At 46.6% G+C, this 24,553-nt stretch carries 23 protein-coding genes; 7 read left to right on the plus strand and 16 right to left on the minus strand.

What is annotated here, in order from left to right:
* Window positions 1–32: 32 nt before the first annotated feature.
* The 5 genes from lnt to miaB all read right to left on the minus strand — a co-directional run bounded on the left by lnt (window position 33) and on the right by miaB (window position 5,592).
* Window positions 33–1,550, minus strand: a complete 1,518-nt coding sequence (lnt, locus tag GOU96_RS01970; RefSeq protein ID WP_267780988.1) for an apolipoprotein N-acyltransferase — start codon at window positions 1,548–1,550, stop codon at window positions 33–35.
* A 40-nt stretch (window positions 1,551–1,590) separates the two neighbouring features.
* Complete coding sequence (gene corC, locus GOU96_RS01975) at window positions 1,591–2,466, minus strand: CNNM family magnesium/cobalt transport protein CorC (RefSeq protein WP_001001301.1); 876 nt, start codon at window positions 2,464–2,466, stop codon at window positions 1,591–1,593.
* A 69-nt stretch (window positions 2,467–2,535) separates the two neighbouring features.
* Entirely contained in the window at window positions 2,536–3,000 is a 465-nt protein-coding gene (ybeY, locus tag GOU96_RS01980) for an rRNA maturation RNase YbeY (protein ID WP_142737321.1), read from the minus strand.
* On the minus strand, window positions 2,997–4,100 hold the full coding sequence (locus tag GOU96_RS01985) for a PhoH family protein (RefSeq protein WP_000066204.1): 1,104 nt from the start codon (window positions 4,098–4,100) through the stop codon (window positions 2,997–2,999). The genes ybeY and GOU96_RS01985 overlap by 4 nt, the downstream gene beginning before the upstream one ends.
* A 67-nt stretch (window positions 4,101–4,167) precedes the next feature.
* A complete protein-coding gene (gene miaB / locus GOU96_RS01990; protein WP_000038553.1) occupies window positions 4,168–5,592 on the minus strand; it encodes a tRNA (N6-isopentenyl adenosine(37)-C2)-methylthiotransferase MiaB in 1,425 nt (474 codons plus the stop codon).
* A gap of 253 nt (window positions 5,593–5,845) precedes the next feature.
* On the opposite strand from miaB, the gene GOU96_RS01995 reads away from it, so the two are divergent.
* Window positions 5,846–7,009, plus strand: a complete 1,164-nt coding sequence (locus tag GOU96_RS01995) for a 2-octaprenyl-3-methyl-6-methoxy-1,4-benzoquinol hydroxylase (protein WP_175230641.1) — start codon at window positions 5,846–5,848, stop codon at window positions 7,007–7,009.
* Window positions 7,010–7,133: 124 nt separating this feature from the next.
* Here GOU96_RS01995 and crr read toward each other — a convergent pair whose 3' ends face one another.
* From crr to cysZ, 5 genes are all read right to left on the minus strand, one after another.
* Window positions 7,134–7,643, minus strand: coding sequence for a PTS glucose transporter subunit IIA (gene crr, locus GOU96_RS02000; protein WP_000522238.1), 510 nt, complete (start codon window positions 7,641–7,643; stop codon window positions 7,134–7,136).
* A 108-nt stretch (window positions 7,644–7,751) separates the two neighbouring features.
* A complete protein-coding gene (gene ptsI, locus GOU96_RS02005; protein WP_000623159.1) occupies window positions 7,752–9,473 on the minus strand; it encodes a phosphoenolpyruvate-protein phosphotransferase PtsI in 1,722 nt (573 codons plus the stop codon).
* A 133-nt stretch (window positions 9,474–9,606) separates the two neighbouring features.
* Window positions 9,607–9,864, minus strand: coding sequence for an HPr family phosphocarrier protein (locus tag GOU96_RS02010; protein WP_000273061.1), 258 nt, complete (start codon window positions 9,862–9,864; stop codon window positions 9,607–9,609).
* 297 nt (window positions 9,865–10,161) lie between these two features.
* The gene (gene cysK, locus GOU96_RS02015) at window positions 10,162–11,130 is read right to left on the minus strand and encodes a cysteine synthase A (RefSeq protein WP_000036918.1); all 969 of its coding nucleotides are present in this window, start codon (window positions 11,128–11,130) and stop codon (window positions 10,162–10,164) included.
* Between the two features lie 122 nt (window positions 11,131–11,252).
* Window positions 11,253–12,005 carry a sulfate transporter CysZ gene (gene cysZ, locus GOU96_RS02020; protein WP_267780985.1) on the minus strand — a complete coding sequence of 251 codons (753 nt, stop codon included), beginning with the start codon at window positions 12,003–12,005 and terminating at the stop codon, window positions 11,253–11,255.
* Between the two features lie 229 nt (window positions 12,006–12,234).
* On the opposite strand from cysZ, the gene zipA reads away from it, so the two are divergent.
* The 5 genes from zipA to cueR all read left to right on the plus strand — a co-directional run bounded on the left by zipA (window position 12,235) and on the right by cueR (window position 18,259).
* Window positions 12,235–13,110 carry a cell division protein ZipA gene (gene zipA / locus GOU96_RS02025; RefSeq protein ID WP_088128514.1) on the plus strand — a complete coding sequence of 292 codons (876 nt, stop codon included), beginning with the start codon at window positions 12,235–12,237 and terminating at the stop codon, window positions 13,108–13,110.
* A 132-nt stretch (window positions 13,111–13,242) separates the two neighbouring features.
* Entirely contained in the window at window positions 13,243–15,252 is a 2,010-nt protein-coding gene (gene ligA, locus GOU96_RS02030) for an NAD-dependent DNA ligase LigA (RefSeq protein ID WP_267780983.1), read from the plus strand.
* A gap of 630 nt (window positions 15,253–15,882) precedes the next feature.
* The gene (gene chiP, locus GOU96_RS02035; protein WP_000359807.1) at window positions 15,883–16,887 is read left to right on the plus strand and encodes a chitoporin; all 1,005 of its coding nucleotides are present in this window, start codon (window positions 15,883–15,885) and stop codon (window positions 16,885–16,887) included.
* Between the two features lie 76 nt (window positions 16,888–16,963).
* Window positions 16,964–17,779 carry a vvgS protein gene (locus tag GOU96_RS02040; protein WP_001934901.1) on the plus strand — a complete coding sequence of 272 codons (816 nt, stop codon included), beginning with the start codon at window positions 16,964–16,966 and terminating at the stop codon, window positions 17,777–17,779.
* Window positions 17,780–17,839: 60 nt separating this feature from the next.
* Entirely contained in the window at window positions 17,840–18,259 is a 420-nt protein-coding gene (gene cueR / locus GOU96_RS02045; RefSeq protein ID WP_001027399.1) for a Cu(I)-responsive transcriptional regulator, read from the plus strand.
* Window positions 18,260–18,302: 43 nt separating this feature from the next.
* Here the strand turns inward: cueR and GOU96_RS02050 are convergent, their stop codons facing one another.
* The 5 genes from GOU96_RS02050 to GOU96_RS02070 form a co-directional block, all read right to left on the minus strand.
* Window positions 18,303–18,752: an NfeD family protein gene (locus GOU96_RS02050; RefSeq protein ID WP_000229931.1), complete on the minus strand. Its 450-nt coding sequence runs from the start codon at window positions 18,750–18,752 to the stop codon at window positions 18,303–18,305.
* 7 nt (window positions 18,753–18,759) lie between these two features.
* Window positions 18,760–19,680 (minus strand): SPFH domain-containing protein, encoded by a 921-nt coding sequence (locus tag GOU96_RS02055; protein ID WP_000963390.1) that lies wholly within the window; start codon window positions 19,678–19,680, stop codon window positions 18,760–18,762.
* A gap of 430 nt (window positions 19,681–20,110) precedes the next feature.
* Window positions 20,111–20,965, minus strand: coding sequence for a co-chaperone YbbN (locus GOU96_RS02060; protein ID WP_069647870.1), 855 nt, complete (start codon window positions 20,963–20,965; stop codon window positions 20,111–20,113).
* Between the two features lie 428 nt (window positions 20,966–21,393).
* Window positions 21,394–22,221: an SDR family oxidoreductase gene (locus GOU96_RS02065; protein ID WP_069647871.1), complete on the minus strand. Its 828-nt coding sequence runs from the start codon at window positions 22,219–22,221 to the stop codon at window positions 21,394–21,396.
* Between the two features lie 42 nt (window positions 22,222–22,263).
* Entirely contained in the window at window positions 22,264–23,178 is a 915-nt protein-coding gene (locus tag GOU96_RS02070; protein WP_113628999.1) for a TIGR01777 family oxidoreductase, read from the minus strand.
* A gap of 413 nt (window positions 23,179–23,591) precedes the next feature.
* Between GOU96_RS02070 and yfcE the strand changes: the two genes are divergently transcribed.
* Complete coding sequence (gene yfcE / locus GOU96_RS02075) at window positions 23,592–24,140, plus strand: phosphodiesterase (RefSeq protein WP_146779494.1); 549 nt, start codon at window positions 23,592–23,594, stop codon at window positions 24,138–24,140.
* A gap of 80 nt (window positions 24,141–24,220) precedes the next feature.
* Here the strand turns inward: yfcE and GOU96_RS02080 are convergent, their stop codons facing one another.
* The gene (locus GOU96_RS02080; RefSeq protein WP_001030452.1) at window positions 24,221–24,514 is read right to left on the minus strand and encodes a SelT/SelW/SelH family protein; all 294 of its coding nucleotides are present in this window, start codon (window positions 24,512–24,514) and stop codon (window positions 24,221–24,223) included.
* Between the last annotated feature and the right edge of the window lie 39 nt (window positions 24,515–24,553).

The raw sequence follows: 24,553 nt of genomic DNA on the forward strand, positions 1-24,553 counted from the left end.
AACGGGAAGATAACTTCCCGTTTTACTTTTACTTATCTAGCCCGGCGCAGGCGCCAGAAAGCGAACCCAATCGCTAAGCCTACCCAGAGGTAGAGTGGCGTTGTGCCCCATAGGAAGTAAGGTGTACTACCGCGAGTCGGGGTGACCGTTGCTTTTAGCACGCCAGTTTCAAATTGTGGCAACTGAGCTACGATGCGTCCTCGCTCGTCAGTGACGGCCGTCACTCCATTGTTGGTGGCGCGGATCAGCGGCTTGCCCAATTCTAAGGCGCGCATGCGAGCGATTTCCATGTGTTGCAATGGGCCTATCGAACGACCAAACCAAGCATCATTCGAAAGCGTCAGTAGGAAGTCGGTTTCCGGCGTCACATTATCGCGTACTTGCTCATTGAAGATGATTTCGTAGCAGAGTGCGGTAACAAATGCGAAACCCTTTGCAATCAAATTCGGTTGCACGTAAGCCCCTTGGCTAAAGGAGGACATCGGCAAATTAAAGAATGGAGCTAATGGACGCAGGATCTCTTCAAACGGCACGAATTCGCCAAAAGGCAACAAGTGGTACTTATGGTAGCGCTGAGTCAGATCATAACGGTATTCGCCATGAGGCGTATCACCGACGGTCAGCACGCTATTGAAGTACTGCTTATCTTCACTTTGATTGATGATGCCAGTAATCACCGCGCTTTGGTTCATACGTGCCGCAGCATCAAGATTATGCAGAAATGAGGAGATTTCATATTCAAAAGCGGGGATCGCCGCTTCTGGCCAAATGATCACATCGGCATCCCAGTTTTCGCGAGTAAGATCGGTGTATTTCATGATGGTTGGCCAGCGCTGGCTAGGCAGCCATTTCAATCCCTGTTCGATATTGCCTTGAATCAAGGCCAGTGAGGCTGTGCGCTCAGTTTGTGGGGTGACCCACTGCATGGCTTGGAGGCCATAACCGGTTGCGTAAACCACAAGAGGGATGAAAGCCATCAGCCAACGGCGATTAAGTACGGCATAAGCTAAGCTACCAGCACAAAACAGCAATAACAGCGTGATGAGCTCTACGCCACCGATGGGGGCAAAGTTGGCGAGAGGGCTATCAATTTGGCTATAACCGAGCCACAGCCAAGGAAAACCCGTCATCACCCAACCACGTAGCCAATCGGTAATCAGCCACAAAGCTGGGGCAGCACACAGCCATTTACTGCGTGAGTTGTTCGGAAAAAAGCGATTGAGTAGCCAGCCGAAAAGGCTTGGATAAAGTGCCAGATAGCCGACCAATAGAGTCATTAAAAACAGGCTGGCAATTTTGGGCATGCCGCCAAACGTATCAATACTGACGTGTACCCAACTGATACCCACCGCAAATTGACCAATCCCCCAGAGATAAGCAATCAAAGCCGCTCGCTTGGCGCTTTGTTGGTGGAGCAGAAGCAGTAGGATAAATGGGCTGAGTAGAGCCCAAGGCCAAAATTGATACGGGGCAAAAGCCAGAGGAGTTATGACGCCAACAAAAGCGGCCGCAAGCGGCCGCATTAGGCGATGAGATAATACGCTGTTCATCGTCTCTTTTCTTTACTCTTACTTAGTAAGAGAGTGGGGACTACTCTTCCGCAACGTGCGAAAGGGCTTCCAGATCGGGAACGGTCACTTGAAGAGCCACCACTCGGCGACTATCCGCCGCTGTCACTTTGAAGTTGTAGCCTGCAATGTCTACGACTTCACCGCGCGCGGGTAAGTGGCCGAATGCCGTCATCACCAAACCACCGACCGTATCCACTTCTTCATCACTGAATTTGGTGCCGAAAGTGTGGTTAAAGTCTTCAATTGTGGTGAGCGCTTTCACCGAGAAGGTGTGTTTGCTCAGTTGGCGAATATCTTTTTGCTCTTCGTCGTCGAATTCATCTTCGATGTCGCCGACGATCTCTTCCAGAATATCTTCAATGGTGACTAGGCCAGATACGCCGCCAAACTCATCCACCACAATCGCCATATGGTAACGTTCTTCACGGAACTCTTTGAGCAGACGGTCAACCCGTTTGCTTTCCGGAACCACGACCGCAGGGCGGATCACTTCTTGGATGTTGAATGGGGCACAGTTAGAGCCTAGATATTTGAGTAAGTCCTTCGCAAGCAGAATACCTTCCACATGGTCTTTATCTTCGCTGATCACTGGATAACGTGAGTGCTGTGCATCCGTCATGATGGCAACCAAAGCATCTAGGTTATGAGTACGATCGATAGTGACCATTTGTGAGCGTGGGATCATGATATCGCGCACGCGCATTTCGGCGATTTCCATCACACCTTCGAGCATGTCGCGGGTGTCATGGTCAATCAAGTCATTGACTTCAGAGTCGCGAATCACATCGACCAGCTCTTGGCGATCTTTCGGCTCTCCCTGAAAAAGTTGACTTAGGCGTTCAAAGAAGGACTTTCTACTCGGACCTTCCGAATTCTGAGAATTGTCTTCGTTCATTATGTCTCAATTCACTAACGCTATCAGATGTGTGATAGCTCACATAGGCCTTATCTAAAAGGATAAGGGTTACTCTTTTTCTGCCAGATATGGGTCGGTAAAACCCATCTCTTGCATAATTTCGGTTTCGAGAGATTCCATCTCTTCGGCTTCATCATCCTCGATGTGGTCATAACCTAGCAGATGCAGGCTGCCATGTACAACCATATGCGCCCAATGTGCTTGCAAAGGCTTATTTTGCTCAATTGCTTCACGCTCAACGACTTGGCGGCAAATCACCAAGTCGCCAAGCAGATCCATTTCCATCCCCGGAGGAGCTTCAAATGGAAAAGACAGCACATTGGTCGGTTTATTTTTACCACGGTAGTTCAAATTCAGCGCATGGCTTTCTGCTTCATCGACAATGCGAACCGTCACTTCAGCTTGTGGCTGAAACGGCGTGATGGTTCGAGTGAGCCACAAAGCAAACTCCGCTTCGCTTGGTAGCCCATGTTCATTTTCGACTGCCAATTGCAAATCCAGTTCAATACTCATGAGGGATTTGACTCATTGTTGTGGCTCAGCGTCATTTCTGCGCGCTGCATTTCGAGTAATTTATTTTCACGTTCTTCACGACGACGCTGCTCATACTCTTTGCGCTCTTTTTGATCTTGCGCTTCCCACTTTTCATAAGCGTTAACGATACGAGCAACCACTGGGTGGCGCACCACATCGTCAGCTTGGAAGAAGTTAAAGCTGATCTCATCGACTTCATTGAGAACTTCAATCGCATGGCGCAGACCGGATTTCGCGCCGCGCGGTAAGTCGATTTGCGTCACGTCACCAGTAATGACGGCGCGCGAATTAAAACCAATCCGTGTCAGAAACATTTTCATCTGTTCAACGGTCGTGTTTTGGCTTTCATCGAGAATAATAAACGCATCGTTTAAGGTACGACCACGCATGTACGCCAGTGGAGCGACCTCAATCACATTGCGCTCAATCAGTTTTTCTACCCGCTCAAAGCCAAGCATTTCGAACAGAGCATCGTAAAGCGGGCGCAAATAAGGGTCGACCTTTTGGCTTAGATCACCCGGCAGAAAACCGAGCTTTTCGCCTGCTTCAACCGCTGGACGAGTCAATAGAATTCGGCGAATTTCTTGGCGCTCAAGCGCGTCCACAGCGGCCGCGACCGCAAGGTAAGTTTTACCGGTACCAGCAGGGCCAACACCAAAGGTGATGTCATGGGTCACCATATTCATCAAGTATTGAGCTTGATTCGGTGTCCGCGGTTTGATCACGCCTTTTTTGGTTTTGACAAACACTTCTTTGCCGTGAGCAATGCTGGATTCACTGTGTTGTTCAAGTACGCCGGATTCTTTGATGGCAAGGTGAATTTGCTCAGGTTCAATATCGGTAATCTGACCACGCACCGGAGCCGTTTCAACGTAAAGTGTTTTGATGATGTCGAGTGCAGCAGCGGCAGTATGAGGTTGACCCACGATAGTGAAGAAGTTGCCGCGGTAGTTGATTTCGACACCCAAGCGACGTTCAAGGTGCTTGATGTTGTCATCAAAAGGACCGCATAGGCTGGCGAGTCGGTGATTATCGGATGGTTCTAAATTGATTTCTAAGGTTATGATTTTATTGCTCAAATTTGCCTCTCAGTATGTCAATAAACGTCCGATTTTGACCGGACGCTTATTGACAGTGTATACGAGATTAAGGAGTAAATGTAGCAACCCCAAGCTCATCCTCGCGGCGAGTCTTCGCTTTCATTTCAGAGGGAGAGGTCGCGATACGCAGATTCATCTCTTGTTCGGTACGCAGCAGTTCACCGCGCAGTGAGTTCGGGAAAACGTCAACGATCTTCACATCAACAAATTGACCGATCAGATCCGGTGAGCCTTCGAAGTTCACTACACGGTTATTTTCAGTACGGCCACGCAGCTCCATCAGATCTTTTTTCGATGGACCTTCAACCAAAATACGCTGTTCAGTACCCAGCATCAGGCGTGAATAACGCATAGCTTGGCTGTTGATCTGCTGCTGCAGTTCGTACAGGCGTTCTTTCTTCACTTCTTCCGACAGATCGCAAGGATAGTCAGCGGCGGGTGTGCCTGGACGAGGTGAGAAAATAAAGCTAAAGCTCATGTCGAAATCGACATCGCGGATCAGCTTCATGGTGTCTTGGAAATCTTTGTCGGTTTCCCCAGGGAAGCCAACGATAAAATCAGAGCTGATTTGAATATCTGGGCGTGCTTTACGTAGCTTACGGATGATGGATTTGTACTCAATCGCCGTATGTGGACGCTTCATCATAGTCAGAATGCGATCGCTCCCACTTTGTACTGGCAAGTGCAGGAAGCTCACGAGCTCAGGCGTGTCTTCGTACACTGCAATAATGTCATCGGTAAATTCGAGTGGGTGGCTAGTGGTAAAGCGGATACGGTCGATGCCGTCAATGGTGGCGACCAAACGCAGTAATTCAGCGAAAGAGCAAATGCCGCCATCGTGAGTGGCACCACGGTAAGCGTTGACGTTTTGACCCAGCAGGTTAACTTCACGCACCCCTTGCTCGGCAAGCTGAGCGATCTCGAACAGGACATCGTCCATAGGACGGCTGACTTCTTCACCGCGTGTGTAAGGCACTACGCAGTAAGTACAGTATTTTGAGCAGCCTTCCATGATAGAAACGAACGCCGTTGGGCCTTCCGCACGTGGCTCAGGCAGGCGGTCGAATTTTTCAATCTCAGGGAAAGAGATATCCATCACGGGCGCGTCGCTGGTTTGCGATTGTTTAATCATTTCTGGCAGACGATGCAGCGTCTGTGGGCCGAAGATGACATCCACATAAGGCGCACGATCGCGAATCGAGTCACCTTCTTGAGTAGCAACACAGCCACCGACACCGATCACGACACCTGGCTTCTTGTCTTTCAGGGTTTTCCAACGACCGAGTTGGTGGAAGACTTTTTCCTGTGCCTTTTCACGAATCGAACAGGTGTTTAGGAGTAAAACGTCAGCTTCCTCGGGTATTTCTGTCAGCTCATAGCCGTTTGCAGCATTAAGCAGGTCAGCCATTTTCGATGAATCGTACTCGTTCATCTGGCAGCCCCAAGTTTTAATTAGCAGTTTCTTACTCATCTCACTTTCGCTCGTTCAATAGTTCTTCAATCATTTGAGCTGTAGCTCACATTCTAGCCGCCCTCTCGGCGGTAAGCGGCGTATTGTACTGCTTTAAAAACCGACTGACTAGTAATTGGCGGAATTCTCTTGTAACCCTTGTTGTGATTGGTTTTTTACCTTATTCCGAGCAAGGTTTTAACGTAAAAAATGTCGCAATATTTCCCTTACTCCGTACAATGCCGTGAAGAGAAAATACTGGGTGGGAAAAGGTATGAGTAGCAACAAATTTGACATCCTCGTGGTGGGGGGCGGTATGGTGGGCGCGGCTGCTGCACTGGGCTTTGCACGCCAAGGACGCAAGGTTGCGGTAATTGATTCTGGCGCGCCGCACGCTTTTGAGCCCAGTCAGCCTATGGATGTGCGTGTCTCTGCGATTTCGCAAACCTCGGTAGCACTGCTAGAAGAACTGGGTGCTTGGTCAAGTGTTGTTGATATGCGCGCTTGTCCTTATCGTCACTTAGAAACGTGGGAACACCCAGAATGTCGAACGCGTTTTTCTTGTGAGTCGCTCGGGTTGCCACAATTAGGTTACATGGTAGAAAACCGAGTCATTCAATTAGCGCTATGGCAGCAATTTTCAGCTTATCCGCAGTTGACTTTAATGTGTCCCGAACAATTGGCGCAGTTGAATGTGAGTGCAGAGGGATGCCGTGTTACCTTGCAATCGGGCGCTGAAATTGAGTGTGATTGGGTAATCGGTGCGGATGGCGCAAATTCCCAGGTGCGCCAACTGGCGCATATCGGCGTAACGGCGTGGGATTATCGTCAACACTGTATGTTGATTAATGTGCAGACGGAGCAGATCCAACAAGAAACCACGTGGCAGCAATTTTTTCCAACAGGGCCGCGCTCCTACTTACCTTTGGGCGGCAATCAGGCGTCTTTGGTGTGGTATGACACACCGCAGCGTATTCGCAAGCTCAGCGGTCTTAATCCGGAGCAATTGCGTAGCGAAATTCTGCAGTATTTTCCGGCCGAGTTGGGGAATATTAAAGTGTTGCAACACGGTGCTTTCCCATTAACGCGCCGTCATGCTCAGCAGTATGTGAAAAATCGCTGTATTTTGATTGGGGATGCAGCACACACCATAAACCCATTAGCAGGGCAGGGCGTCAATTTGGGCTTTAAAGATGTGGCCGTGTTGCTGGCGCAAACTCAAGAGCAGGCGTTAAATCAGGCATCTTTTGAACGCTATGAACGCTGCCGTCGTCCCGATAATTTACTGATGCAAACAGGGATGGACTTGTTCTACAAAACCTTCAGTAACTCAATGACACCAGTGAAGTTTCTGCGTAATGCTGCGTTGGCATTGGCTGAGCGTTCTGGCCCACTGAAAACGCAAGTGCTGCGTTATGCCCTTGGTTTTACGAATTGAATGTTGTTTGAGATGAGCGCTAGTTAGGCGCTATTGGCTATGTCAAAAGACTCGGCCGTAAAAACAAAAAACGCTGCACTGGGCAGCGTTTTTTACATCGAACTTTTTAAATCGAACCAAGCGATTACTTGGTCACGCGTAGGATCGGTGTTTCACCTACGGTCACTGAACCAGAAAGTTTGTTCAGCTCTTTGATTTCATCCATGTTAGAGATAACAACAGGAGTCAGAGTTGATTTCGCTTTCTCTTCGAGCAGTGCCAAATCGAATTCGATGATAGTATCGCCGATTTTCACTGATTGGCCTTCTTCTGCAATACGCTTGAAGCCTTCACCTTTCAGCTCAACCGTGTCGATACCGAAGTGAACAAACAGCTCAACGCCGTCATCTGATTCGATAGAAAACGCGTGGTTGGTTTCGAAGATTTTGCCGATAGTACCGTTAACAGGAGCTACCATTTTGTTACCAGCAGGCTTGATCGCGATACCGTCGCCAACGATTTTCTCAGCGAAAACCACATCTGGTACATCTTCGATGTTTACAATTTCACCAGAAAGAGGTGCGATGATGTCGATTGCACCTGCGTTAGCGCTGTCGTCAGAGACTAGCTTCTTAAGTTTGTCAAACAGACCCATTGTGTCATGCTCCTAACGTTTTAAATTTGTTCTGTCGAAGTATAGTATACCAATCGCTAAAGATAGACGACTATTTTCATCGCCTATCTCCTTGGTATCAACCGATAATTACGCTTTCGCTGCGATGAATTTATCTACGCAAGCTTCAATTTCTGCAGCCGTTGGCAGGGCAAGCGCCTCTTCAGCCATCGCTTTGATTTCCGCATAATTGGCGTTACGGATCACTTTCTTCACTTTTGGAATCGAGATGCCGCTCATTGAGAACTCATCCAGACCCATACCGAGTAGGAGTAGCGTTGCACGCTCGTCACCCGCTAATTCACCACACATACCAGTCCATTTGCCTTCTGCGTGAGAAGCATCAATCACCTGCTTGATCACGGTCAGAACCGCTGGAGAGAGTGGGTTGTAGAGGTGAGAGATCATCTCGTTACCACGGTCTACCGCTAGCGTGTACTGAGTTAAATCGTTGGTACCGATAGAGAAGAAAGAAACTTCTTTTGCCAAGTGATGAGCAATCGCTGCTGCAGCTGGCGTTTCTACCATCACACCGATTTCGATGTTTTCATCGAAAGCATGACCTTCGGTGCGCAGTTCAGCTTTGTACTCTTCAATCGCATTTTTCAGCTCACGAATTTCTTCTACTGAAATGATCATTGGGAACATAACGCGAAGTTTGCCGTGTGCAGAGGCTCGCAGAATACCGCGTAGCTGGTCACGTAGAATTTCACGGCGATCTAAGCTGATACGCACGGCACGCCAACCCAAGAATGGGTTCATCTCTTTTGGCAGATCCATGTACGGCAGATCTTTGTCGCCGCCGATGTCCATGGTGCGGATGATAACCGCTTGGCCATTCATCGCTTCCGCGACTTCTTTGTAGGCTTGGTACTGTTCTTCTTCTGTTGGCAGGGCATCACGATCCATGAACAGGAATTCAGTACGGTATAGACCGACACCTTCACCACCGTTACGGATGATACCGTCACAGTCTTTCACGGTACCGATGTTGCCACACACTTCAACGCGATGACCGTCTAGCGTTTCTGCTGGAAGATCTTTCAGCTTAGCGAGCTCTTCTTTTTCCGCTAGGAAAGCCGCTTTAACCGCTTTGGCTTCTTCAATTTGGGCTTGAGTTGGATTCACAATGATCTTGTTGTTCATTGCGTCCAGAATCAATGTGTCGCCATTTTTCACTTTCTTAGTGATGTCGTTAGTACCGACAATCGCTGGCAGCTCTAGAGAGCGAGCCATGATAGAAGTGTGAGAGGTACGGCCGCCAATATCACATGCAAAACCGAGAACGTAGTTCAGGTTAATCTGCGCAGTTTCAGAAGGCGTTAAATCGTAGGCAACAAGGACAACTTCTTGATCAATTTCGCTCAGCGATACGATGTGCATGCCCAGAGCATTTTTTACAAAACGTGTACCGATATCACGGATATCTGTTGCACGTTCTTTGAGATATTCATCGTCTAAAGATTCAAGCGCAGTGGCTTGCTCTTCGATAACGGTATGAATCGCGTTATCGGCAGACATTTTTTCTTTTTTGATGAGGGCTAAAATCTCTTCTTCTAGCTCTTCATCTTCAAGCAACATGATATGGCCTTCAAAGATGGCTTCTTTTTCTTCACCAAAAGTTTCAAGTGCTTTTTGTTTGATCACTTCTAACTGCGCAGAAGATTTGTCACGCGCAGTGTAAAAGCGCTCAACTTCGGCTTCTACTTGATCGTCAGAAATGGTGTTTGTGTTTAGGACAATTTCATCTTCTTGAAGAAGTAATGCTTTACCAATAGCAATACCTGGAGATGCTAGAATGCCTGAAATCATAGCCTTACCTTAAACTGGTCAACTGTAAACGGGAGAGTGGACAATCGCTAACCGTAACGTTTAGCGTATTTCTCGGGTTATTTCCAACAAAGCCATTTTGCGTGAACAAAATGGCTTTGAAAGGAAGACCGGATTAGTGAAGTTGGTCCATCAGAGCAACTAGGTGCTCAACAGCTTCTTTTGCTTGAGGGCCTTCGGCAGAGATAGTTACCACAGTACCTTTTACCAGACCTAGCGTTTGCAGCTTGAACAGACTTTTCGCGCTTGCACTTTTACCGTTAGAAGTCACAGTGATGTCTGCATCGAAGGCTTTTGCTTCTTTAACAAACTGTGCAGCAGGACGAGTGTGAAGGCCGTTTTCTGCAGTGATTTCTACTTGCTTCTCGTACATGTTTTATACCCCAATGAGTTTATTTTTTGTAAGTTTGTTAACCAGATTTAGCTTAACCGCATAAACTGCTTTGTGCTAGCACTGTCACAGGCTTTTCGTGTTAGAACTAAGACTGGTCAAAATTTTATCAATCGCCTTTGCTATTTTTTGCAATTTGAGCAATTGAGCGTAAACCGTCCGCTTCTTTATTTTGAAGCTAAAAATAAAACATGCCGATATTACCAAAGGTGAGGCAGGGATCAACAAAAAAGCCCCTGACTGGGGCTTTTTTAAACGAAAATTTGATTTAACCACGTATTACTGCTGGTTTTCTTTATCAGTGAAAATGCCTGCGAATAGAGCTGTGCTCAAGTAACGTTCACCTGAACTTGGTAACACAGTAACTATAGTTTTTCCTTCAAATTCAGGCAATTGTGCGATTCGGTTAGCGGCAACAACCGCAGCACCAGAAGAGATCCCCGCGAGAATGCCTTCTTCTTCCATTAGGCGACGCGCCATTTCAATCGCCTCGTCTGAGGTGACACGCTCAACACGATCAATCAAGCTTAAATCTAAGTTACCAGGGATAAAACCGGCACCGATACCTTGAATTTTATGTGGAGCAGGTTTGATTTCTTCTCCCGCCAGTGCTTGTGTGATGACCGGTGATTCAGCCGGTTCAACCGCAACAGAAAGAATAGCTTTACCTTGAGTGCCTTTGATGTAGCGACTGGTACCCGTTAATGTACCGCCAGTACCTACACCAGCAACAAACACATCAATTTGACCATCTGTTGCATCCCAAATCTCTGGGCCTGTGGTCTTTTCATGGATCTGCGGGTTAGCTGGGTTATTGAATTGCTGGAGGAGCAAATATTTTTCTGGGTTGCTGGCAACAATCTCTTCTGCTTTCGCAATCGCGCCTTTCATGCCTTTTGCTGCTTCAGTCAGTTCTAAATTGGCGCCAAGTGCTTTGAGTAGCTTACGACGCTCTAAACTCATCGATTCAGGCATGGTCAGAGTTAACTTGTATCCACGAGCTGCAGCAACAAACGCTAGGGCAACACCAGTATTACCACTCGTTGGCTCTACTAATTCAACGCCAGGCTTGAGTTTGCCTTGCTTTTCAGCTTCCCAAATCATATTGGCGCCGATTCGGCATTTTACGCTGAAGCTTGGGTTGCGTGCTTCAATCTTAGCCAGCACTTTGCCGTTAGAGACTTTGTTTAAGCGCACTAGTGGGGTGTTACCAATAGTCAGTGAATTGTCTTCGTAGATTTTGCTCATGGCGATGTTCCTTCATTCGTTACGCAGTGAGTGTGCGTGAATACTTAGTGAATATGGACAGAGAATAAGTTCATATTCACTAAGCGAAAAGGATTAAAAAGTTATAACTTATGTGGTGCTTGTTATTGGCGCAGAGGGGAGTGTTGTGTCTTAAATTCCATCACCCACATCGCCGTCGCGCCACACACGGCAATTGGGACGATGAAGAGGTTCACAATCGGAATGCTCGTGAAAAAAGCGACCAGCATACCAAATCCATAGGCCTTACTTTGATTTTGTTTCAAAGTGTTACGCATGTCATGGAAGCTGATTTTGTGGTTATCGAAGGGATAGTCGCAATACTGTATAGCCAACATCCAAGCCGTGAACAGGAACCAAGCAATAGGGCCTAGGGTTTGCCCAAGTGCTGGGATCAGCAATAGCAGGAATAAGCCAAGTGCTTTGGGAAGCACGTAAAGCAGTTTACGCCATTCTCGACTAAGGATTCGAGGAACGTCTTTGACCAGTGCCCAGACTCCTTCCTCACCGATGCGTTCACCTGATAGATGCTGCTCCACCTTTTCGGCCAATAGACCATTAAATGGCGAGGCAATAAAGTTGGCTAAGGTACTAAAAAAATAGGAGAAAGTAGCGAGAATGGTTAATGCTAACAGCGGCCAAAGTACATAGCTTAGCCAAGAGAGAAGCGAAGGTAATTGTCCTATCCACTCGCTGATCCAAGTGTCTAAATGGCTGAATAAGTAGTACATAGCACCGCCGACTAAGATGATGTTAGCCAGTAGCGGAAGAACAACGAACCGACGTATGCCTGGCGTTAAAGCCAAACGTATGCCGTAAGAGAAGTAGCCGAACCCGGAACGTGAGCTGATCTGCATAAAAACGGTATTCTCCTTGATAAACCGAGTGAAGATTGTACTTGATTGATACTGAAGTGAAATGACGAAACTGCAAAAAACGCGTCATCTTTTCAACTTCTCACATTAAGTTGTTCTAAATTCAACGAGAGTTTTGGTAAAGTACCCCGACAAGTCAAAAACACACCCTGATAAACGTCCTGTCGGGCGCTAGAGCTCAGAACATCAAACGGGATACTGAGAGTTTAAGATGCAGGAACTGCGATTCGTATTGATAATTGTTGGCGCGTTGGCGATAGCGGCGTTGCTGTTTCATGGTCTGTGGACCAGCAAAAAAGAGGGAAAGTCCAAGTTTGGTGATAAACCTCTGCGCAAGATGAAAGTCGAAAGTGATGATCCGCCTTCGCGTGCCTTTGCGGCGGAAGACGATTTCGAAATCATCCGCAAGGAACGCAAAGAGCCTGATTTTGGCATTCCGAATCAACAGCACGATCCTCTGATCTCTGATTTCGCGGCCCATGATGAGCTGGATGAAGAAGAGGATGAGGAAGCGCGCATTCCGGTTCAGCCTCAATCCCAACCTCAACCTAGAAAGGTTCAACCCCAGGTTGAGATGCCTCGAGTTGTGCCAAACGTGCCAATGCCTAAGGGGCAACCTGAAGTGGTGACCGAGATTGAGGTACAAGAGCCGCAGGAAGAAAAGCTGGATGTGATTGTGCTCAATGTACACTGTGCTGGTAACCAGCCTTTTATCGGGACCAAACTGTTCGATAGCATGCAGCAAAATGGTTTGTTATTTGGTGAGATGGATATTTTCCATCGCCACGCGGATCTCTCTGGAACGGGGAAAGTGTTGTTTAGTGTCGCGAATATGATGCAACCAGGTACCCTTATGCATGATGATCCTGCGGACTTTTCAACCAAAGGCATCTCCTTTTTTATGACACTGCCGTGTTTTGGCGATCCTGAGCAAAACTTCAAGTTGATGCTAAAAACCGCTCAACAAATTGCCGATGATCTTGGTGGGCATGTGTTGGACGATGCTCGTAATTTAATGACTCCAAACCGACTTGATGCTTATCGTAAGCAAATTCAAGAGTTTAAAGTTCGAGCCGCTCAAGCCTAGGTTTTGGATATTCATTCAAGCACCACGCGATAGCGTGCTGCTTTACTTCGTCAGTAACAAGATAAAGATATCCCTAGTTATACTAAAAGGGCTCCGTAGCGGAGCCTTTTTTCATCATCCGAGAGAATTACGATGTCAGATGTCGCGCAACGATTAACAGAATTAAGAAAAACCTTGCATGAGCATGGTGTCCGCTATTACGTAGAAGATGCCCCCACCATTCCGGATGCAGAATACGATCGCTTAATGCGCGAGCTGCTGGAATTGGAAGCGGCTCACCCGGAATTGATGAGCTCAGACTCGCCCAGTTTACGAGTCGGAGGACGTCCGCTTGATGCATTTGAATCAGTGGTGCATGAAATTCCGATGTTATCGCTCGATAACGCCTTTGATGATAGTGAATTAGACAGTTTTTATCGCCGTATGACGGATCGGATCCCGGCGGTACAGCACAGTGCCTTTTGTTGTGAGCCGAAACTGGATGGCTTGGCGGTCAGTTTATTATACGAAAATGGTGTTCTGACCCGCGCGGCGACTCGTGGTGATGGTACGACCGGCGAAAACATCACAGAAAATGTACGTACCATTAAATCAATCCCTTTGCGCCTGCAAGGCGCAGATTTTCCAACTCGCCTTGAAGTGCGCGGTGAAGTGTTTATGCCTAAAGCGGGGTTTGAAGCACTTAACACACGATCGCTTAAAAAAGGTGAAAAGCAGTTTGTGAACCCTCGTAATGCAGCGGCGGGGAGCCTACGTCAACTCGACTCTAAAATTACCGCCCAACGTCCACTGGCTTTTTATGCTTACAGTGTTGGTGTTATTGAAGGTGGAGAGTTAGCGACCAGCCACTATCAACGATTTTTACAACTAAAGGGCTGGGGGCTGCCGATTTGTCCAGAAACCAAACTGGTAACTTCTCTCGCCGAAGTCAAAGCTTTTTATCAAGACATTTTGCAACGTCGCCAGTCTTTGGCTTATGAGATTGATGGCGTCGTCATTAAAGTTGACGATATCCAGTTGCAAGAGCGATTGGGGTTCGTGGCTAGAGCACCGCGCTGGGCGATTGCCTATAAATTTCCTGCACAGGAAGAGCTCACCTTGCTCAATGATGTTGAATTTCAGGTAGGTCGTACTGGCGCGATTACCCCGGTTGCTAAGTTGGAGCCTGTGTTTGTCGGAGGTGTTACGGTAAGTAATGCCACATTACATAATGCCGATGAGATTGAGCGTTTGGGAGTGATGGTCGGAGATACGGTGGTGATCCGCCGTGCTGGGGATGTCATCCCACAAATCGTCTCTGTGGTATTAGAGCGACGCCCTGAGAATGCAAAATCTATTGTATTTCCTACTCGTTGCCCAGTTTGTCAATCGGATGTTGAACGGGTTGAAGGAGAAGCGGTTGCTCGATGTTCCGGTGGACTGATTTGCCAAGCTCAGCGCAAAGAGGCATTGAAGCATTTTGTTTCTCGCAAGGCCATGGATGTAGAAGGCTTGGGCGATAAAGTGATTGAGCAACTGGTTGACAGAGAAATGGTGAGTACACCTGCTGATTTATTCCGGTTAAGAGCGGGAGAGCTCACGATTTTGGAGCGAATGGGCCCCAAATCGGCGCAGAATGTGATTGATGCTCTCAATAAAGCGAAGCAAACCACATTACCTAAGTTTTTATATGCACTGGGTATTCGTGAAGTCGGCGAGGCTACCGCACTCAACTTAGCTCAGCACTTTTTAAGTTTGGAAGCGATTCAACAAGCGAGTTTAGAACAATTTATCGAAGTTCCCGATGTCGGAGTGGTTGTTGCAAACCATTTACAGGCCTTCTTTGCGCAAGACCGTAACCAACAAGTGATCAATGAATTGCTAGAACAAGGCATCACATGGCCGGCGCTAACGGCTGCGCCCGTGGCGGTAGACTCTGCTCTAGCGGGCAAAATTGTTGTGTTAACCGGCAGTTTTACTCAATTGTCTCGTAATGATGCGAAAGCCGCACTACAAGCTTTAGGTGCTAAGGTGACGGGGAGCGTATCAAAAAATACTGATATTGTTTTTGCAGGAGAAGCAGCGGGCTCTAAGCTAGCCAAAGCGACCGAGTTGGGTATCCAAGTTTTCGATGAGCAAGCATTAATCGAATTTTTGAAATAAGCCTATTCACTTAATATTTGAAGCGGCAGTGGTGTTGGCGATGTGTGTTCACTCCAACATCGCCTACCTATGCTTATAGTGATGAATTTACTTGCAGCCTACCTACAATTCCAACTCGATTCGGTATGTTTCATGTTGGATCTGCTGCATTTTTTATAAATAGATTGAACTTCTTGCTTATCCCAAGTCTAAACCTCAGCCTGTGCTGGGGTTTATTTTTGCTCAGAAACAACTCGCCAATTTATATCAAGTTCAGGGCTTTTATTGTTTTTAAAAGTCATCCCTCATTTTGTTTTTATTCGACGCATTTCAAATAAAAGACATTAACCAATAATAAAAATTTATATTTATCAGTTAGTTAAGTTTAATCTGGCTTTGTGCTAGTAATAATTGGATCTCGATCACTTACTCCCCAGAAGTTTGCCGTGGCTCATATTTTTTTAGATAAAAATTAAGTTCTGATTGATGTTTTCTAACCGAGAGTTAGTCTACGGATATGGATACACGGTCAGTGTGCCAACAACTAAGAGAATCGGTTTCGATACTCGAAAAGGAAATGACTTCTCCCTTCGGCGGCCAACTTAAGGGAGAAACTCAAAAAACAGCTATATCCATTTTTAGGAGTTATCCATGGACAAAATGTTTAAACGTACTCTTCTGGGTGCAGCAGTAGCGATGGCGTCAACTGGTGCGTTTGCCGCATCTGAAACTGGTGCAATCGGTGTTCTGTCTGATTTCAACGTACAAGCGTACGGTGTTGCAGCAATCTCTGCTTTCTACCAAGAAGATAGCAACGGTTATGACTACGAAAACGAATCTCGTATCGGTTTCCGTGCTAGCAAAGATATGTTTGATAACGTAAACGTATTCATGCAGATCGAATCAGGTTACGTTGGTGAAGATGGTAAAGGCAGCACGCTTGGTGCACGTGATACTTTTATTGGTCTGCAAGGCGATTGGGGTAAAGTACGTTTCGGTCGTATGCTAACACCTCTATACGAAATTGTTGACTGGCCATATTCTAACCCAGGTCTGGGTCGTGTATTTGACTGGGGCGGCGACGTTAAAGCACACTACGATCGTAAAGGTGACATTGCCCGTTATGACTCTCCAGCATTCGGTGGCCTAACCTTTAACGTTTCAGCTGGTCGCGGTAAAACAGATGTTAAAGATTCAGATCACGTAGGTTTCGGTGTGCATTACAACGTAGCTGACATTGTTACGCTGCACGGTGGCTATGAGTCAAACTCAAAATATGATGGTTCAAACTTTGATTCTAAAGCTTACATCGTAGGTTTTGAGTTGCCTCTTCCTGCTGGTTTTGGATTAGCGGGCGCATACAAGTACAGCGAAGGCGAATCTAAAACTATCGCTGGTCAAGAAGGTGAGCAAGGCCAATACTCTTTAATCGGTCAATACTGGAATGGCCCATGGGGTTTCAAAGTAGGCTATGCGGCTAACCTAGATTCGGAAGTAAATGGTGTTGAGCAACAAGATGACGATGAAGTATTGTCTGCACAGCTGATGTACGTGAAAAATGGTTTTGTACCATACATTCGTATTGGTCAACATGATGCATACAATGCTGAAGATAAAAAAGGTTTTGTTCGTGTAGGTCTGGAATACGGCTTCTAATTATACGAACCCTGCCTTTCTTTAATAAAAACGCCGGCCTTGTGCCGGTGTTTTTACTCCATAAACAAGGACATAAATGATGAATTTATTTAAAACGACCATATTATTCTCAACCATCACCATGGCCGTTGGATGCAGTAATTTAGACAGTTCGAGTGTGTTCAATGATGTGGCGAAGAATGTCAAAGAAAGGCACAACTATGTTCAAGTTGTCGCGAAAGATATTACTCCTAACGCAAAAGCAATTGTAGGACCTGATATTGTAAAATCAGAGTTAAGCTATGTCGGTAATTTCCCTAAAGCTGAAGGTGTTAATATTGAAAATTCATACGTTGATATGAACGTCACTTACTTTAAAAATTATGACCAATTTGACACGGTTGCTTATGCATCACAGAAGTTAAAAGTAGAAACATATCGTCCATTAGCTGAGACCTGTACCGAACATTGCACGACCACGCAATGGTTTAAGTTTCCATTATCTCAAGAATATATTCAGCAACTGAACTCGGATTCAGTTGTGTTTACGCTGGTCTCGTCAACAGACAAAAACCAAGTAGAATTCACGGTTCCTAAAGCGTATTTTTTAGCGGTTATTAATGAAGCGAAATTTGCCTTACAAGGGACAAATGTGGCACCTGTTGCTCCTATTGTTGCTGTTCAAGCTCAACCAACCGCATCCAAACCTAACGAAATGATCCAATATTTATTTGGTGAAGCCAGTTCAGCAGAGCGCCAAGAATTTGCTAACTGGGCTTTTGCTAACCGTGCAGAGGTAGCCCAGCCTATGGTTACACAAAATAAGTTGGTCGAAATGATGGCTGATTGGTACAAAAAAGCCGATAAAGCCGAAAAAGCATCGATTCTCTCTTGGTTGATTAGCCAAGAATAATTGCATTTCTCGCTGGATAGAGGCATGGTCTTTCCATGCCTCTGTTACTTTTTATGTGTCATGAATATTAGCCAGATTGCCAAACTCACCTCGCTGACTGCCAAGTCGATTCGTCTATACGAAGAGAAAGGCCTCATCACCCCTCCATTGCGATCTGAAAGTGGTTATCGCACTTACACTCAGCAGCATGTGGATGATTTACTGCTGATTGCTCGCTGTCGGCGAGTCGGTTTTAGTTTAGATGAGTGTAAAGCCATGCTCACTCTTGCCAATGATCCAAACCGAACGAGCGCGGCGGTGCGTGCACGAGCGCAAGAAAAGTGGCAAGAAGTCTCGAGTAAATTGTCCGAGCTCACCATGATTAAGCAGCAGCTAGAAGAGTGGATCGCATCTTGTCCCGGAGATCAAGGCAGCGATTGCCCAATCATAGAGCAGTTGAAGGGACATTGTTGTTCAAACAATAAAACTAAGACCCCGTAGGATCTTAGTTCCGACTTGAAGTTGCCTACAGAATGATAGACTTTTAGATAGGTTGGACGACTAAGATAATCCCATCCACAGCAACGACAGAAACACGGCTCCCTGCGGCAAGCTGCTGATCGCAGCGCGCTGTCCAAGCCGTATCACCCAGTGTTACTTGGAACTCTCCTGCAGGGGTATCTTGAGTTATCGGAATAATACGTCCGAGTAACTGTTTTTCCTTTTGATTAAGGTCGCGTTCTGTATCTTGCTTTTTATCTCGGCTAAATTGACGTCGCCACCAAAGCCAAGTCGTGACCAGTGAAAAACTCGCAAAAGCCAGCCACTGCAGTTGCCAACCAAGAGGCATTACGGCCAGCAATACCCCAACTAATAGTGCTGATAGGCCAAGCCACAAAAAATAACCTGCAGTGCCGAGTAGCTCAGCGGCTAATAGAAGTAGGCCCAAGGCCAACCAATGCCAGAAATTCAATTGTGAGAGTAGCTCTACCACGGGGCACCTACTTAGTGGTTTGTGATGATTTAAACATTTCTGCAATTCCTGCGACAGAACCCATTAGGCCTGTTGCTTCAAGTGGCAGCATAATGATCTTACCATTCTCTGCTTGACCAATGGCTTTCAGCGCTTCGGTATAGCCTTGAGCAATAAAGTAATTGACCGCTTGCATATCACCTTTAGCGATGGCTTCTGAAACCATAGTGGTTGCTTTGGCTTCCGCTTCGGCAGCACGCTCGCGCGCTTCAGCTTGTAAAATAGCGGCTTGCTTTTCTCCTTCAGCTTTCAATATTTCGGATTGTTTTTGACCTTCCGCACGTAAGATTTGCGCTTGGCGCACCCCTTCAGCTTCAAGGACTTCAGCCCGTTTGTTACGTTCAGCTTTCATCTGAGCATTCATTGCAGCGGTCAAATCAGCAGGTGGCTGTACATCTTTGATTTCAATACGTGTCACTTTTACACCCCACGGGCTGGTGGCATGGTCAACAATTGACAGCAGCTTGGTATTGATCATGTCACGTTGACTGAGCATCTCATCCAGCTCCATTGAACCTAATACGGTACGCATATTGGTGAGGGTGAGGTTACGGATAGCATGTTGCAGTTGGCTAACCTCATAAGCGGCTTTCGCTGCATCAATGACTTGTACAAAACAGACCGCATCAATCACAACATTCGCGTTGTCTTTGGAAATGACTTCCTGGGCTGGGATATCTAAAACTTGTTCCATCATATTGATTTTATGACCAACACGGTCAATAAAAGGGATGATTAGGTTGAGTCCGGGCTTGAGTGTTTGTGTGTAGCGCCCAAATCTTTCGACCGTCCAGTTATTACCTTGAGGCACGGTTTTTACTGCAGAGGAGATGAAAATAACCACAGCCAGTACGAGAACTGCGATAGTGATCAATGAATCAATAGCCATGACGTATCCTTGTTTTTTAAAGTAATAGCTTGCTACTTGCCGTTAAAGCGATGAGCGAATATTTAGTCAGCTAAGAATGAGCGCCTCTTGCCTAAAAAAATAGCCGAAAACGTTCCCAATCAGTGACTTGTGACTAAGTTAACAGCAACTAATGCTATTTACTATCCTAGAGAAGGGTTAACAATCAATTTTATAGCTGATGATTATACTTCCTGCTTGAAGCTGCAGTGGTGTTGGCAGTATTCGCTCAACCCAATTACTTCGTGTACCAGTGCTGGTGGGGATTCACTTATTTGCCGCCTACCTGCAACTTCAAGTCGTTTGAGGATATAAATATGGCGCTCATATTAGAGCGCCATATGTCTTTTCCTATTTCAAGCAGCCGCCGTGTTGGCTGTATGCTGCACGTCGTGAATCGGCTGGACTTGGGTTAGTAAAGAAGTGAATAGAGTTTTTTACGATACTGATTCGCTAATGGATGACCTTGACCTAGGGCGGTTAGGATATCCATAAAGGTTTTTTTCATTTCACCATCTAAGGTGTTTAGATTTTTACTGAGCCAAGACCAGAGTAAGGAGAGGGCTTCCTCGTCGCGTTTGACATGGTGATATTGTTTGGCAAGCTCTATAGCAATATTGGGATTCTGCGGGTCACTATTCCACTCTTGCTCAAGAGCGATAATTTCTGGGCTATTCGCGGCTTGTTGATGTAATTCGAGTCTCGCGATCAGCGTTTTGTATTCACCCTGTTGGTATTCAAGTGGCATGTTGGCCAGCTCGGTTTGCGCCGCTTCTACTGCGCCGGTTTCTAGATAACAGCGAGCTAGAGTGAGTTTGACCTCACCTTTATTACGCCACTCATCACTCAATGTGCTGAGCAGAGATAATGCTTCACTAAATTGCTCTTGCTCTGCAAGCTCGAATCCTTGGTACATGAGGCGCTCTTCATCGCTTGGCAAATGACGCTTAAGCATTTCCTCAACCGCTTCAATTGGCTGGGGGCCGCCTAATCCATCGACGGGTTTGCCTTCAATAAACAGCGCAATGGTCGGAATCGCTTGGATCCCAAACTGCGCAGCAATTCCTTGTTCTTCTTGGCAATTTAAGCGTGCAAGAACAAAGGCTCCTTGATAACGTTCGGTGAGTTGTTCAATCGCGGGTAACAGCTCGGCACTCTCATGACTTATTGGAGCCCAAAAATAAAAAAGTACTGGTGAGTGGGTGGAGTGTTGGAGCACTTGGTGAAAGTTATGTTGAGAAACGTCAATAATCTTCGCTGCTTGCATAGCAAATCCTTGGTTTGGATGGCACATCGCTGAATAAACTATGGGGATGCAGACTTCAAAACTCAAGCCTAGGTAAGTTCCTTCCTAGATAAAGTGCTCGCGTGATGGGATCGGTTCTCTTGTTTGAACTGAGTCGTCGAACAGTGATGCAAGAGGTTGATATATGCAGGATTAAAACAAAATCACCACCCGAAGGTGGTGATTTTGTGGCTCTTACGAGCGAGCAAGCAAAGGTGTTTAAAGCAGTATAAATAAGGTCAGCGCAACACCGACACCGATCCAATTCCATTGGTTTAATGTCATTTTTTGTCGAACCACATGCAACGCTTGATAAAGATTGATGTTTTTACTCAATGTCTAGGACTTAATCCAGTGAGTATTATGAAGTTTGCCGCGCAATTGTTACCGAATAATGACAATTAAATAATTTATGCGGCTTTAAATAATAATTTGTCTAGCCAGCGCGTGGGTAAAAGTCGCTTTAATAGCGCAAACACTTTGGTTGGCGTCGTAATGCGATAACGGATCTTCGGCTTGCGTGCTTCCAGAGCATGACAAAGTGGTGCCAGACAAGCCTCTGGTGGTAAAACGAAATGGTTGTTGGAGTGCGTTTTGCTCAAACGTTGCATTTGTTGTTGGTAGGCGAGGTGGTGAACACTTTGTTCGATGTTTACCCAGCGCTTAAAGGCACGTAAGGCATTGGCGCGAAATTGAGTTTCAATCGGACCAGGTTCAATCAAACTGATATGAATACCCGACCCTTGCAATTCCAGTCTTAAGGTATCCGTCCAGCCCTCGATGGCAAACTTGGAGGCGTTGTAAGCACCGCGGTATTTCATGGCGGCAAAGCCGAGTACAGAGCTGTTTTGAATAATGCGCCCATAACCTTGACGACGAAAGTGAGGCAGCAAGCGAGTCGTCAGATGATGCCAACCAAAAAAATTGGCTTCGAACTGTTCGCGCATGGCTTGTACGGGTAAATCTTCCAAAGCGCCCGGTTGGCCATAGGCTCCGTTATTAAACAGTGCATAAAGCTGATGGTTGGAAAGTTCTAGCGCTTGCTCTACCGCTTGGTTGATGCTGGCTTCACAGGTGAGATCCAGTTGAATGCAGGTCAAACCCTCTTGGGATAGGCGCGCAACATCTTGTGTATCACGACACGATGCTATCACCTGATAACCCTGTAACTGCAATTGTTTCGCCGCCATGTAGCCAATGCCGCTTGAGCAGCCAGTAATGAAAATCGATTTGGTCATCGCAATCCTATTATGTATGCGTTTGCTAGTATCCGTTATGGCTTATTGTGATGCCGTAAGGAGCTGATTAAAGGCTCGATCAATGCGTGAATAGTGGAACTGAAAGCCAAGGTCGGTCAGTTTTTTCGGCTTGGCTCTAATGCTATCGAGCAGCAATTCAGAGGCTTCACCCAATAACATTTTTATGAGCCATTGCGGCGTTTTAAAAAGGTGCGGACGCTTCAATGTGGTGGCTAATGTGAGGCTGAATTCGGCATTGGTCACAGGATGTGGGGCGCAAAGGTTATAAGGACCTTGAGCGTGTTCGGTTTCAAGCAGAAAAAGGATGGCGCGCACCATATCCTGCATATGGATCCAAGGCATGTATTGTTGCCCATCTCCGATCGGCCCTCCTAACCCGAGTCGATAAGGGGGAAGCATTTTTTTTAGTGCCCCACCTTCAGGTGCTAGCACGATTCCTGTACGTAATAAACAGACCCGCGTCTGTTCAGATTGTGCTTTGAGGGCGCGCTGTTCCCACTGCTGGCAAACTTGGTGAGAAAAATGGTCACTTCTTACCTGAAGGCTTTCATCAAAGGCATGCTGTTGTTGGTCGCCATAAAAACCCACGGCAGATCCACTTAAAAATACGGCGGGTGGGTGAGCGCTAGCGTGAATTTTCTCGACTAATTGTTCAGTGATGTCTAGGCGACTACGGGTAATACGCTGCTTTTGACTTTTGCTCCAGCGGTTATCGGCAATCGGTTCTCCGGCAAGATTGATGATGGCATCTATCCCGTTGAAATCAGAGAGCTCGTCTAACGAGCGCAGTAATTGCAGATTCTGACTTGGAATGTGCGCAAAGCGCTGAGCGGCTTTGGTTAGGTCACGCGTGAGAACCAGCAGCTCATGACTACTGAGCAACTTTATCAGCTCAAAACCGACAAATCCGGTTCCTCCAGTAATTAAAATTCTCATGGTGACTCCTTGTGTGAAGCGGGTTCGGTGATACGAACTATACCTTTCTTACTTAAAGCTGCCGCGGTACTGGCTACGTTTGCTCACCCAATCACATAGTTTATCTATGCTCATGGCGATTTCTCACTTACCGCCTACCTGCAACTCCAAGTCGTTTGGTATAACGCAGTATTGAAATAGTGAAGAGTGAAAGGGGGCTTTGTCAAATCTGGCTCATGGGTTATGCGGGCATTTACCCGTTTATCCTGCTCAATTTGAAGCGGTATCGGTTCCTTATTTAAGATCGTAGCGCTGTTGGCTAGGTTTATTCATCCTAAGATAGAGTTTGTTTAGGGTGAGTAGGGTGACAAAACAACGGTGCACGGTAGAAAAGAAAGCCTTACAATTACCCAGTGTTTTTTAAGAGGTTAACCATGAAACTATTTTTTGTCTCAGATCTGCATGGTTCTTTACCTGCGACCGAACAAGCACTTGCGTTTTATCAAGCATCGGGGGCGCAATCTCTGATTTTATTGGGCGATGTATTAAATCACGGGCCACGTAATCCTATCCCGCAAGGGTACAACCCCGTAGCCGTCGCTGAAAAATTGAATCAGTTTGCTCAGCAGATCATTGCTGTGCGTGGGAACTGTGATAGTGAAGTCGATCAGATGCTGTTGAGTTTTCCTATGATGAGTGACTCAGCATGGGTACTGTTAAGTTCAGGGCGACGCTTATTTTTAACGCATGGGCATCTTTACCATAAAGATAAGCTGCCGCCGCTTAGCGATGGGGATGTTTTGGTGCATGGTCACACGCACATTCCTATGGCTGAACAAGTTGGCTCAATATACCTAGTTAACCCAGGTTCTATGACGTTTCCCCGAGGTGATTATGCCGCGAGCTATGGCGTGCTGGAAGGCGATACAATGAAGGTGATATCGGTTGCTGGCGAAACACTGGCCAGTTGCCTCCTTCAATAAATCTAAAGTTCGACATCCCCTTGCGACTTGAAGCTGCAGCGATGTTGGCAGTATTTTATTCCGAGTCGTTTGGGGATCGCTTAACTTTGCGTAGAAGAGGAGCGATCAACATGCCCAAGATCGCGCTCAGGATCAATTAAATCACGCACTCTTTGCTTCAGCACTTTGGCTTCTGGAAATCCCCCTTCCTGTTTACGTTCCCAAATCTGCACGCCATTACAAAAAATCTCGAAGCGTCCGCCCGTATCGGGGTGCAGGGCGACATACTCAATCTCTTCGCTGAAGGTATGCAGTAGCTCCTGACTCAGCCAGGCAGACCGCAGCATCCAATTGCATTGGCGGCAGTAATAAATCTCGATTTGGGCTTTGTTCATGGTGACGTCCTTGTTATGTCCTATTCTACGCTCAGTCAG

The sequence above is a fragment of the Vibrio sp. R-1 genome, assembly GCF_035615595.1.
GTDB lineage: Bacteria > Pseudomonadota > Gammaproteobacteria > Enterobacterales > Vibrionaceae > Vibrio > Vibrio cholerae.